Source organism: Janibacter sp. YB324, from assembly GCF_014217915.1.
GTDB lineage: Bacteria > Actinomycetota > Actinomycetes > Actinomycetales > Dermatophilaceae > Janibacter > Janibacter indicus.
In genome coordinates this window covers 2850374-2861617 of sequence record NZ_CP060120.1, presented here as the reverse complement: position 1 = coordinate 2861617, position 11244 = coordinate 2850374, and the positions used below count along the sequence as shown (strand labels likewise).

The window sequence follows — 11244 nt, the reverse complement described above, 5'->3', positions numbered from 1 at the left end:
GCGCCCTGTGGCCCCGCTGTGGCCCGTCGGTGGTCGAGGTGTGAGCCCCGCCCCGCTGGTCGAGGTGCGAGGAGCTCTGCGACGAGCCTCGAGACCTCCGGCGTCCCTCAGCCCACCGGCAGCGTCACGGTGAAGACCGTCCGTCCGGGTGCCGAGTCCACTCCGACCTCGCCACCGTGGGCACGGGCGACGGCGGTGACGATCGACAGCCCGAGACCGGTGCTGCCGGAGGCGCGCTGGCGCGACCCGTCGCCCCGGGTGAAGCGCTCGAAGACGTGGGGCCGCAGGTCGTCGGGGATGCCGGGCCCGTCGTCGGCCACCTCGAGGACGGCGCGTCGGCCCCCTTCGTCGAGGCGAAGGGAGGTCCGCACCGTCGTCCCTGCAGGGGTGTGGGTGCGGGCATTGGCGAGGAGGTTGGCGAGGACCTGGTGCAGGCGCGCGCGGTCGCCGACGACCTCGATCGGCTCCGGGGGCAGGTCGAGCTCCCACCGGTGGTCGGGGGAGATCGTGCGGGCGTCGCCGGAGACGTCGATGGCGAGCATCGTCAGGTCGACCGCCTCGCGCTCGAGCGGGCGCCCGGTGTCGAGCCGGGCGAGCAGGAGCAGGTCCTCGACGAGGTCCTGCATGCGCAGCGCCTCGGACTCGACCCGGGACAGCGCGTGGGTGACGCCGGCGGGGACCGGCTCGGTCTCGCGTCGGGTCAGCTCGGCGTAGCCGCGGATGGACGCGAGCGGCGTGCGCAGCTCATGGCTGGCGTCGGCGACGAACTGCCGCACGCGCGTCTCCGACTCCTGCCGCGCACGCAGGGCGCCATCGACGTTGTCGAGCATGCTGTTGAGCGCCAGTCCCACCTGCCCGACCTCGGTGCCGGGGTCGACGTCGGGGACGCGTTCGGCGAGCGCCACGTCGCCGGAGTCGAGCTCGAGCTCGGAGACGCGGCGGGCGGTCCCGGCGACGCGGTCGAGCGGCTGGAGGTTGCGACGCACGAGATAGGTGCCGCCGACCCAGACGCCGACGAGCCCGACGACGCTCGATCCGACGATGATCATGACGATGGCGCTGACGGTGCGCCCGATCGGGTCGACGGGGACGCCGGTGATCGCGGTCCACCCGTCGGCGGTGCGCACCGACACGAGCCGGTAGGTGCCGATGTCGTCGCCGAGGTCGACGGTGCGCGGGCGGCTGCCCAGGCCGGACTCGTCGAGCTGGGCGACCTGGTCGGCGTCGAGGCTGTCGTTGTGCCCGGAGGTGTTGACGGCGTAGTTGACCTCGTTGCCGCGCTCGTCGACGGCGACCTCGCCGTCGCGCAGGACGAGGTGGAGCACGGCATTGCCGCTGCCAGCGGGTGGCCCGCCGCGCGGTCCGCTCGGGGGCTGGGTGCCGTCGAGAGCGCCGACGAAGCGGTCGGACGCGCTCAGCAGGTCGTCGTCGACCTGCTGGGTGAGGTACTCACGGGCGGCCAGGCTCGTCAGGGTTCCCGTGACGGCGGTGAGGGCGAGGAAGAGCAGCAGGACCGAGGCGACGAGCTTGGCCCGCAGCGTCCACGTCGACGGATGGCGAAGGGAGGTCATCTCGCCGGCTTGAGGACGTAGCCGGCGCCGCGCATCGTGTGGATCATCGGCTCGCGCCCGGCGTCGACCTTCTTGCGCAGGTAGGAGATGTACAGCTCGACGACGTTGGCCTGGCCGCCGAAGTCGTAGTTCCACACCCGGTCGAGGATCTGCGCCTTGGACAGCACCCGGCGCGGGTTGCGCATGAGATAGCGCAGCAGCTCGAACTCCGTTGCGGTCAGGCTGATCTCGTCACCGCCGCGGGTGACCTCGTGGCTGTCCTCGTCGAGGGTGAGGTCGCCGACGACGATGAGCGAGGAGGACTCCTCGGCGACGACGGCCGTGCGGCGCAGCAGTGCGCGGACCCGGGCGACGACCTCCTCGAGGCTGAAGGGCTTGGTGACGTAGTCGTCGCCGCCGGCGGTGAGCCCCGCGACGCGGTCCTCGACGGCGTCGCGGGCGGTGAGGAAGAGGACGGGCACGTCGGGGGCGTCGGCGCGCATCCGGCGCAGCACCTCCATCCCGTCGATGTCGGGCAGCATCATGTCGAGCACGACGGCGTCGGGCGAGATCTCGCGGGCGGCACGCACCGCGTCGGTCCCGGTGCCCGCGGTGCGCACCTCCCAGCCTTCGTAGCGCAGCGCCATGGAGACCAGTTCGGTGAGGTTGGGCTCGTCGTCGACGACGAGCACGCGCACGGGCGAGCCGTCGGGGCGGGTGAGTGCGGGGGGTGCGGAGCGCTGGGCCATGGTGACAGTCAACTCCCTTCGCCCTGCTCGTGACCATGTGTCGGCTGTGCGTCACCTGTGAAGGTCTCCGTAGGTGCGTGACGGGTCCATCACAGGTGCGCCACAGGCAGCGGATCGAGCGTTGCGGACATGACGACACCTCCGCAGGACCCCACGACCCAGCCCACCCCGCAGTACGCGACGCAGACCTTCGACGCGCAGCCGACGCCGCCGAAGACCGCCCCGGCCATCAACCCGCCGCGCTGGCGCGGCCGCAAGACGGCCGTCGCCGCGGCCCTGGCCATCGGGCTCAGCTCGGCCGGTGCGGTCGCCGCTGCGGCCACGGTCGAGCAGGGCAGCACCGGAGGCGAAGGGGGTGGCCCCGGCGGGCAGGGCATGCCGGGCGGAGCCGGCCAGGGGCAGGGGCAGCCCGGTCAGCAGGGGCAGCAGGTGCCCGGCCAGGGACAGCAGCAGACGCCGCAGCAGGGTCACCACGGGACGCCTCCCGCCGACCCGAGCGGGGGCGGATCCGGCGGTTCGACGGGCTCGACGACGCACTGACCGGGCTCGATTTCGCCGCGCAGCCACAAGCAGGTACTCTCTTCACTTGTCGCCGAGCAGCGCTGGGCGGCGAGCGCCCGTAGCTCAACGGATAGAGCATCTGACTACGGATCAGAAGGTTTGGGGTTCGAATCCCTACGGGCGCGCTCTGTGTTGAGACAGACGGAACAGGCCCTGCCAGCGGAAACGCAGCGGGGCCTGACTCGTCCCCGGGGATGCACCCACGCACGATCTGGACGGCCACTGACAGCAGCCGTGACAGCAACCGCACCGTGTGATCAGGAAACTTCACGCCTCGAACACCCCATCGAGAGCGTCCGCGGCCGAGCGCAGCGACGAGGGCATGACGTGACCGTAGAGATCGGTCGTTATGCTCATCTGGGAGTGCCCGAGGACCTCCATCACCACCCGCGGCGAGACCCCCTGAGCCAGCAGCAGCGATGCGCACGTGTGCCGTAGATCGTGGAAGCGGATGCGGCGAAGACCTGCCCGGGCGATGGCCTCATCGAGGAAGCGGTTGAGGTTGCGGGGTTCGATCATCGTCCCCTCCTTCGTGGTGAAGACCAGCCCGGAATCGTGCCACCACGCGGCCGCCTCACGTTCCCGCTCCTGGACCACCCAATGGTCGCGGAGGGTGGCCACCAGCACGCGGGGGAGTGGCAGGGTGCGCCGACTCTTCGCCGTCTTCGGTGCTCCGGTCACGAGTCCGACGCCCTTGCCGAGCCGCTGCACCGTCGCCCGCACCCGCAGCACTCCGGCGTCAAGGTCGACGTCCTGCCAGCGCAGTGCCAATAACTCGCCCTTGCGCAGACCGAGAGCGACACCCACCGCGAAGAGTGGTCGCATTCTGTCGCCCTCCAAGGACGTCAGAAATCGGCCCGCCTCGTCCGCCGACCACGGCACTACTTCCTCGCGCTCGACCCGTGGGCCCTTGACCAGAGCCGCGACGTTGCGGTGGACCAGTTGGTCGCGCTCAGCATCCGCGAGCATCGATCGCAGCACGGCCCGGCTCAGCTGCACCGTGCGCGCCGACGAGCCAGTCTCCGAGACGGCGAGCAGCAACGCACGCACATGTTGAGGAGACAGCGCCACCAGCCGCTGACGCCCGAGGTGTGGCAGGACATGACGGTTGAGGACCCAGCGGTAGTTGCTGACCGTCGCAGGCTTCAACCCGGAGGACCCGAGCCGATCGAGCCAGGAGTCGGCGTACTGCTGGACCGTCACCGTCACGGGTGCCGCCGGGATGTGTTTCCGGTTCAGGCTCAGCAGGTCAGCCACCTTGCCGGCAGCCTCGGCGCGCGTTCTGCCGTAGACCTGTCGACGCTGCCGACCGCCGTCGCGGTTCCACACGTAGACCGCGCCCGTCCACCGTCCGTCCTTGCGCTGGTAGATCGACCCCTCGCCATTGGCTCGCCTGCTCATGTCAGGGTCCAGTCCTCAGAGACCGCAGCCACGTACTCCCGCACGGCAGAGACGGGGATCCGGCGCAATCGGCCGATCTTTACGCTCGGCAGGGTGTTCATCCGGATGAGGTCATAGACGGCGGACTTTCCGACATTCAGCACCTCAGCGGCTTCGGTGACCGTCATCAAGAGCTTCTCTGGCATCGTCATTCCCTACTCTCTAGTCCACTTCGTGTCTTGCGTCGTTGGGCTTTCCACAGGTCGTACTCGCGGTTGCGGGCTGCGACCGCCAGGGCCAGGGCTTGCTCGAGGTGGTCGCGCCAGCCGGTGCCGACGTAGGCCCAGGTGCCGATCACCTGGGTGGTCTCTTCTGCGTCGTCGGCGAGCAGGCGTGCCTCGAGGTCGCGGGTGTCGAGGGGCTGGTCGGTGCGGCGGGACTCGGCGGCCAGTGCCTGCCACCGCGAGCGGGCACGACGCAGCGCGCCGAGGGTGATCGAGTAGCGCCGGGACTTGGTGCCGAAGTGGCCACGGAAGCCAAGGCAGTGCACCCACTTGCCCATCCGTTGGTAGTCGTGGTCCTGGTCGTGGAAGGTCGCGGCCCTAGCGGCCATCTCTCGGCACTGCCGGCGCAGGGCGAGGATGTGCGGGCGTTGTTGGCCGTGGCCGTGCAGGCCGGAGGAGTCCTTGGTGGAGTACTTCGCCAGGTACCCGGCGACCTGATCGGGGGTCAGCGGGCCGCCCGGGTCGTCGGTGCGCGAGCCGTCACGGACGGTGCGCACGTCGACCTGGGTCCCGAAGACCAGCACTCGTGGGGTGTCCTCGTGGTCGACCGGCTCGGCGATGGTCGTCACGGTCGGGACGACCCGTCGGACGAGGGCAGCGAGGGCGTCACCGTCCAGCGATGGGGGAGCGGGCGAACCGGTGCCGCCGGCGGCGGGTCCGTCGAGACGGATCAGGGCGTGGAAGTGGATCAGGCCGCGGGCCTGGTGCTCGGCGACCTTGGCGTACTGGATCGACGCGTGCTCGTCCAGGCGGGAGTCGGGCACGGCCAGGTGGTGGGCGAGGGCACGGCGGAAGGCGATGGTGAAGCGTCGCCACAGCTCGGGGGCGTGCCACTGCCACATCACCGCCGACGCCGTGTCGTGGCACTGGAAGCACAACGGCGCCCCGTTGACCTCGTCATCCCGGTCATGGACACGGGTGCACCACAACGGCCGACCGTGCGGGCAGCGGCTGCGGTCATCCCGGCGCCGGGGCCGACAGGCCCTCCCGCCGCGGTGGCCGTGGACCGGCCCGAACGAGGGGGCGGTGAGGGTGACGAACAGCAGCGGGTTGTCCCGCACCTGCTCGGGGACGGTCTTGCCGCCGGCGACCCCGGCATGGATGAGGGCGTAGGTGTCACGGGCGTAGGTGCGTGAGCAGGACGGGCACACCGAGGCACGCCGGTTGCCGCACGCGCGGTGCAGCACCCCGAACGGCAGGTCACTGGCATCAAAGGAAGAGACGATCTCGCCCGTGGTGGTGTCGACGGTGACCGAGGACCCGGCCAGCCGGACGGGGTGGGCGCAGTTGCGGGTGGTGCCCAGGGCCTGGGAGAAGTCATCCATGCTCCCGTCGCGCATCCGCTGGGCGATCAGCTTGGCGTTCTCGGGGTGGTTGAGGTCGGGTATGTCCAGCGGCGCGTCCTCCCCGAAGCCGGGGAAGCGGTCCTCGGGCGCGGCAGGGGCGTGTGTGTCTGTGGTGGCCACGGTCCCCTCCCAACCAAAGAAGGGTGTGCCACGCGGACCGGAGTGCGGCTCTGGGATCCGCGCGGCACACCCAGACTGTGGGGTGAGCGGCGATGCTTGGTCACCGACGTTCCAGAGCCGCTCAACGCCGGGCACACCCGAAAGGGGTGCGAGTGGCGGATCCAGTCAGTGAGTCTCTGTCGCGGCTATCGGTGAGAGCGAGCCGTCAGGCCCGAGAGGGGAGCCGACCCCCGGGGATACTCCCGTCCATGTGTGTGCGTCTGTGATGATCCGCACCAGCCACGTTGCCCCCCAAGGGGGCCCAGTTCCACTTTCGCGGAGATCCTTGACGCAAACCTGACTCTTTCCTAACGGTCCCCGAGGCTTGGTCGCGTCTGCCCACGTCGACCGGCTTGATATGTGATTGGAGCGATCGGGTGGCTGCACGAGCGCGGCAAGTCCCCTCAGAGGATCGATCCGAGGTCTGACCCGACGGTGGGGTAGGCGGCGGTCATTGACTTCAGCTGACGGGTGGTCAGCTCGAGCTTTATGGCCAAGCCCAGGAAGTTGATCAGCTCGCCGTATCCCGGGCCGAGTAGGTGCGCCCCGAGGATCTTGTCCGTGGCTCGCTCGACGAGGATCTTGGTGGCTGCAGTGGTCTCGCCGATCCGGTAGTTGGAGAACCAGCTACTCGTGTCGCGGTAGCGGACTTCGACGTCGAGGCCGTGGTCGTGGGCGTCTTGTTCGAGCATCCCCACTCGGGTGAGTTCAGGGATCGTGAAGACCGCCGTGGGCACCCCGGCGTAGTCGGGTTCGGTCGCGGTCCCCTTGAGCATGTTCGACGCGGCAACTTTGCCCTCGAACACCGCTACCGGTGTCAGTGGCATCCCGGGGCTGCTGGCTGCGTCGCCGGCGGCGTAGACCGCCGAGTTGCTGGTGCTCCGCAGATCAGCCCCCACCCGCACTCCACGTTCGTCCCACTCGATCCCAGCGGCCTCGAGGTCAAGTCCGCCCAGATCCGGTACCCGCCCCGCGCCCTGCACGACAAGGTCGAACTCCACCGTCTCGGGCTGGCCAGACCGTTCCATCTCGACCCGGTAGGAGGCAGCGGACTTCTCGATGGCGGTGATGGTGCTGGAGCGCCACAGCCCGACTCCGGCATCAGCGCCGCGGCTGATGAGGAGCTCGACCAGGTCGGGGTCGAAGGCCTTGAGCGGTCGGGGCCCGCGGTCGAGGATGACCGGAGTGCTGCCCGCGCGCGCCGCGATGTGGGCGAACTCGAAGGAGACGAAGCCACCACCGACGAACAGAATCCGCTCTGGCAACTCGGGAAGGTCCATGAAGTCTGTGCTGTCGATCAGGTGCTCATGGCCCGGAAAGGCCAGTGGGCGGGGGCGGGCGCCCGCGGCAATCAGAAAGTGTGCCGCCTCGTACGGAGTGCCGTCGACCGTGAGTGTGTTTCGACCGGTGAACCGTGCCTGTCCGTGCAGTGTGTCGACGCCATTGCCCGCGAGGCCATCCTCTATGCCTGCTGGCACCGGGTCGGTGAACCCGTGCTTGTGCTTCACCAGATCCGCCCAGTTGATCGACAGATTGGCGTCGTCGATACCCTTGCCGCGCATCAGGTGCGCACTGTCGATGATCTCGGCACCCCGGCGCAGGATCTTCTTCGGGTCGCACCCACGCAGAGCGCACGTGCCGCCGTACGGCAGCGCGTCGACGATCGCCACGTTCCACCCCGCCGAGGCGCACTTATTGGCCGCTGCCACGCCGGCCATGCCCGCTCCGATCACCATCAAGTCGTAACCCCGCATCGTCATGCCACCGCCACGTCGAATTTTGCTCGAAGCTGCTCCATCGTGGGCGCCCCCGCCAAACCGTCCGGTGTGGGGTACAGGCGGCAGGACAAGCCCACTTCCGCACCTGGCCCGGCGAAGACGTCGACCCCGCCGACCAGGATGCTGGGCGACCCGTGGAAGCCCAGCCTTTCGGCCTCATCCACGGTCTCAACGCGGCGCCGGGTCACCACAACATCAGGGCGCTCGACGGCGATCGCGGCAAGCCGCTGATCGGCCAACTTCCAGTTCGGGCAGTCATCGAAGTACAACAAGGCGACGTCCATGCTCCGACGGTAAACGTTGTACTGTACTAGAAGGTCTAGGCTGGGGGTGGACGACATGTTGATCGTTGAGCTCGCCGAGGCTGCCTCAGTGAGCAGCCAGACCATCCGGTTCTACGAACGCAAAGGCCTCTTGCCCCACGCCGAACGGAGCACCAACGGCTACCGCGTCTACGACGAATCCACGCTGGTCAGGTTGCGCTTCATCCGCGTGGCCCAAGGCGCCGGTCTCACGCTCTCCGAGATCCGCAGCATCATCGACCTTCGTGACGACGGCACAGCGCCCTGCGAGCACGTGGGCGGACTCATCGACACCAAACTCTCCGACGTGCGGGAACGGGTCCGGCACCTTGCCGCGCTACAAACTGCACTCGAAACACTGCACGAGCGCAGCCAGCAGCTGAATCCCGCTGACTGCACAGAGGACCACATCTGCCACGTACTCTCCACTGGGACCTAGCCTCGGGGCCTGACCCCGGTTCTTGGACACGCAGAATCCAGCACCTGGTGCTGGGGAAGCGAGATGATTCGAGAATCATGGCCAGGAAGAACTACTCCGAGGAGTTCCGTCGTCAGGCAGTCGACTTGTACGAGTCCACCCCGGGCGCCACGGTCCGCGGCATCGCCGAGGACCTGGGCATCGTGCGGGGCACGCTGCGGCACTGGCTCGAGGCGTACGGGACCGGGAAGAAGACCGCTGCTGACGGGACGTTGACCTCCAGCCCGCTGCAGTCCAAGCCGTCGAAGAGTTCCTCGACGCCGGCTGATGAGAGGCCGGAGCAGAAGATCGCCCGGCTCGAGGCTCGGGTCAATGAGCTCGAGGTCGAGACGACGAAGCTGACCACCGAGCGGGAGATTCTTCAGCGGGCGGCCAAGTATTTCGCCGGGGAGACGCGCTGGTGAGTCGCTTCCAGTTCGTCGCTGACAACTCCGCCACCTTCGCCGATCGCGGCGGGGTGAAGCGACTGTGCGAGCTCGTCGAGGTCGAGCGCTCGTCCTACTACGCCTGGCTCAAGGCTGCCCCGACACGCGAGGGGCGTGCCCGGGCTGATGCCGAGCTCGCGGAGCGGATCAGGGCCGTCCATGCCGAGGACAACACCCAGGGTGCGCCTCGGATCACCGCCGAACTCAACGACAACGCGCCTGCCGGTGCACGGGTGAATCACAAGCGCGTGGCCAGGGTGATGCGGCTGGAGGGCATCCGCGGCTATGTGAAGAAGCGTCGCGTGCGGACCACGATCCCCGAACCCTCGGGGCAGAAGTACCCAGACCTGCTGAACCGGGACTTCACCGCTCCTGCGCCGAACCGACGCTACGTCGGGGACATCACCTACCTGCCGTTGGCCGACGGGACGAACCTGTACCTAGCGACCGTGATCGACTGCTACAGCCGTCGGCTGGCCGGGTGGGCGATCGCCGACCACATGCGCACCGAGCTGGTCGAGGACGCTCTCAACGCCGCTGCCGCGACCCGCGGCAGCCTCAAGGGCGCGATCTTCCACAGCGACCACGGGTCGGTCTACTGCTCGAAGGCCTACGCCAAGCTCTGCAAGAAGCTCGGCATCGCCCAATCCATGGGAGCCGTCGGGTCGTCGGCCGACAACGCGCTCGCCGAGTCGTTCAACGCCACGATGAAGCGCGAGGTCCTCCAAGACGCCGCCTGCTGGAGTGACGACCTGACCTGCCGCCGGCAGGTCTTCAGGTGGCTCGTCCGCTACAACACCCGCCGCCGTCACACTTGGTGCGGCTACCTGTCCCCGTCCACCTACGAGGCCCGCCGGGCCGCTACGCTGCCGACCGCCGCGTAATCACACCCTGTGTCCAAGAACCGGGGGTAGGGCCCCTCAAACGCTCGGATTCGGGCCAGCCACAAGGCGCCAAACCCGGGCGTCACTGTGGCGCACCAGGCGGGGGATGTGAGAACTTTCTCTACTGACTCAAGGCGGCGACTCCGTCGCCGCTGGCCGCCCGCTTCGCGGGCGACCGCTGCGCATGCGGCCTGGCGGCCGTTCTCGCGGTCGCCCGCGGAGCGGCCGGAGATGACGAAGGCGCCCCGGTCCAGTACCGAGACGCCCTCACCCTTCGATCCGTCGACCCGCCGCTACACGATCCGTCCTCCACGGTCACGGCTCAAGCGGCCAGTGGTTGCACCATCAGGGACGCGCTCCGCGCCTGTGCTCCATACCTCCTCGTCTCGGTTCGCCGCTTGACCCATGCCCACTCCGGCCGGGACTGCTCCGCTATCGGGTCGATGGCTCTCTTCGCCCACCTGACAGCAGCCATGACAGCAACCGCTGGTGTACACATCCGGAAGAGCTCCAACCAGCCGACACCATTGACCCGGACCCATGGGCCTTGAGCAGGGGCGGGCCACCCGTGGATCCGCCTACGGATCAGAAGGTTTGGGGTTCGAATCCCTACGGGCGCGCTCTGTGTTGAGACAGACGGACAGGCCCCGATCGCCACTGGCGACCGGGGCCTGACTCGTGCCCGGGGCATGTGCGCTCGGCGCCCTTCAACTTTCTTCGGGGAAGTTATGCTGGGGCGCAGCCCACGACCCCCGGAGGCCCCGCATGCCGCTTCGATCCGACTGGTCCGACGACCTGTGCCCTGTCCGGCGTTCGCTCGACGTCCTCGGTGACGGCTGGGTCCTGCTCATCATCCGCGACGTCCTCCACGGGCGAGGGCGCTTCGACACGCTGCGCGACAACCTCGGCATCTCCGACGCGGTCCTCAGCCGGCGGCTGCGGGCGATGGTCGAGGCCGGCTTGCTCGAGCGCGTCGACTACGACGACGGCGGACGCACGCGGCAGGGTTATGCCGCGACCGAGGCGGGCGCCGAGCTGCTCCCGGTGCTGCAGCAGCTGGCGATCTGGGGGGAGCGGCACACGACGACGCCGCCCGGCGGTGGCCACATGGCGCTCATCCACGAAGCCTGCGGCGAGGAGACGACGCGCGGCGAGGTCTGCAGCGCCTGCGACGAGCCGATGCGCCCCGAGGAGATGTCCTGGGACAAGCCCTGGCGCGGCCGCCGGGACCGGCTCGTCGCTGCCGGAGAGCTCGGCGGACGCTGAGCCGCCCCCCTTCGTCCCCCGGAGCCCCTCCGGGCGCTCCCTGGGCCGACGTCGGGTACGACGAAGGGCGCCACCTCACTGG

11 protein-coding genes and 1 tRNA gene are annotated in these 11244 nt (G+C 69.1%); 5 read left to right on the top strand and 7 right to left on the bottom strand.

The genetic code is table 11. The features are described 5' to 3' along the window. Positions 1 to 107: 107 nt before the first annotated feature. Entirely contained in the window at positions 108 to 1571 is a 1464-nt protein-coding gene (locus H7A72_RS14065; protein ID WP_084449873.1) for a cell wall metabolism sensor histidine kinase WalK, read from the bottom strand. Continuing rightward, on the bottom strand, positions 1568 to 2299 hold the full coding sequence (locus tag H7A72_RS14060) for a response regulator transcription factor (RefSeq protein ID WP_072625613.1): 732 nt from the start codon (positions 2297 to 2299) through the stop codon (positions 1568 to 1570). The genes H7A72_RS14065 and H7A72_RS14060 overlap by 4 nt, the downstream gene beginning before the upstream one ends. Before the next feature lie 129 nt (positions 2300 to 2428). Between H7A72_RS14060 and H7A72_RS14055 the strand changes: the two genes are divergently transcribed. Both H7A72_RS14055 and H7A72_RS14050 read left to right on the top strand, forming a co-directional pair. Beyond that, a complete protein-coding gene (locus H7A72_RS14055; protein WP_185220912.1) occupies positions 2429 to 2839 on the top strand; it encodes a hypothetical protein in 411 nt (136 codons plus the stop codon). Positions 2840 to 2912: 73 nt separating this feature from the next. Continuing rightward, positions 2913 to 2985: transfer RNA gene (locus tag H7A72_RS14050), tRNA-Arg, on the top strand. Between the two features lie 142 nt (positions 2986 to 3127). Here the strand turns inward: H7A72_RS14050 and H7A72_RS14045 are convergent. The 5 genes from H7A72_RS14045 to H7A72_RS14025 form a co-directional block, all read right to left on the bottom strand. Further along, positions 3128 to 4261: a site-specific integrase gene (locus H7A72_RS14045; RefSeq protein ID WP_185220911.1), complete on the bottom strand. Its 1134-nt coding sequence runs from the start codon at positions 4259 to 4261 to the stop codon at positions 3128 to 3130. Next, positions 4258 to 4452: a helix-turn-helix domain-containing protein gene (locus H7A72_RS14040; protein WP_200811140.1), complete on the bottom strand. Its 195-nt coding sequence runs from the start codon at positions 4450 to 4452 to the stop codon at positions 4258 to 4260. Before H7A72_RS14040 ends, H7A72_RS14045 begins: the two co-directional genes overlap by 4 nt. Then, on the bottom strand, positions 4449 to 5990 hold the full coding sequence (locus H7A72_RS14035) for a replication initiator (protein WP_185220910.1): 1542 nt from the start codon (positions 5988 to 5990) through the stop codon (positions 4449 to 4451). Before H7A72_RS14035 ends, H7A72_RS14040 begins: the two co-directional genes overlap by 4 nt. 443 nt (positions 5991 to 6433) lie before the next feature. After that, a complete protein-coding gene (locus tag H7A72_RS14030) occupies positions 6434 to 7789 on the bottom strand; it encodes an NAD(P)/FAD-dependent oxidoreductase (protein ID WP_185220909.1) in 1356 nt (451 codons plus the stop codon). Next, positions 7786 to 8091, bottom strand: a complete 306-nt coding sequence (locus tag H7A72_RS14025; protein ID WP_185220908.1) for a thioredoxin family protein — start codon at positions 8089 to 8091, stop codon at positions 7786 to 7788. Before H7A72_RS14025 ends, H7A72_RS14030 begins: the two co-directional genes overlap by 4 nt. Before the next feature lie 55 nt (positions 8092 to 8146). Here H7A72_RS14025 and H7A72_RS14020 point away from each other — a divergent pair, with 55 nt between their 5' ends. From H7A72_RS14020 to H7A72_RS14010, 3 genes are all read left to right on the top strand, one after another. Then, positions 8147 to 8548, top strand: a complete 402-nt coding sequence (locus tag H7A72_RS14020; RefSeq protein WP_185220907.1) for a heavy metal-responsive transcriptional regulator — start codon at positions 8147 to 8149, stop codon at positions 8546 to 8548. A 77-nt stretch (positions 8549 to 8625) separates the two neighbouring features. Further along, positions 8626 to 9896 (top strand): IS3 family transposase gene (locus tag H7A72_RS14015; protein WP_185220906.1). Its coding sequence is split into 2 segments (ribosomal slippage): positions 8626 to 8971 and positions 8971 to 9896, totalling 1272 coding nucleotides; the frame shifts between segments, so codons are not numbered across the junction. A gap of 765 nt (positions 9897 to 10661) precedes the next feature. Continuing rightward, positions 10662 to 11162: a helix-turn-helix domain-containing protein gene (locus H7A72_RS14010; protein ID WP_185220905.1), complete on the top strand. Its 501-nt coding sequence runs from the start codon at positions 10662 to 10664 to the stop codon at positions 11160 to 11162. The last annotated feature ends 82 nt before the right edge of the window (positions 11163 to 11244 follow it).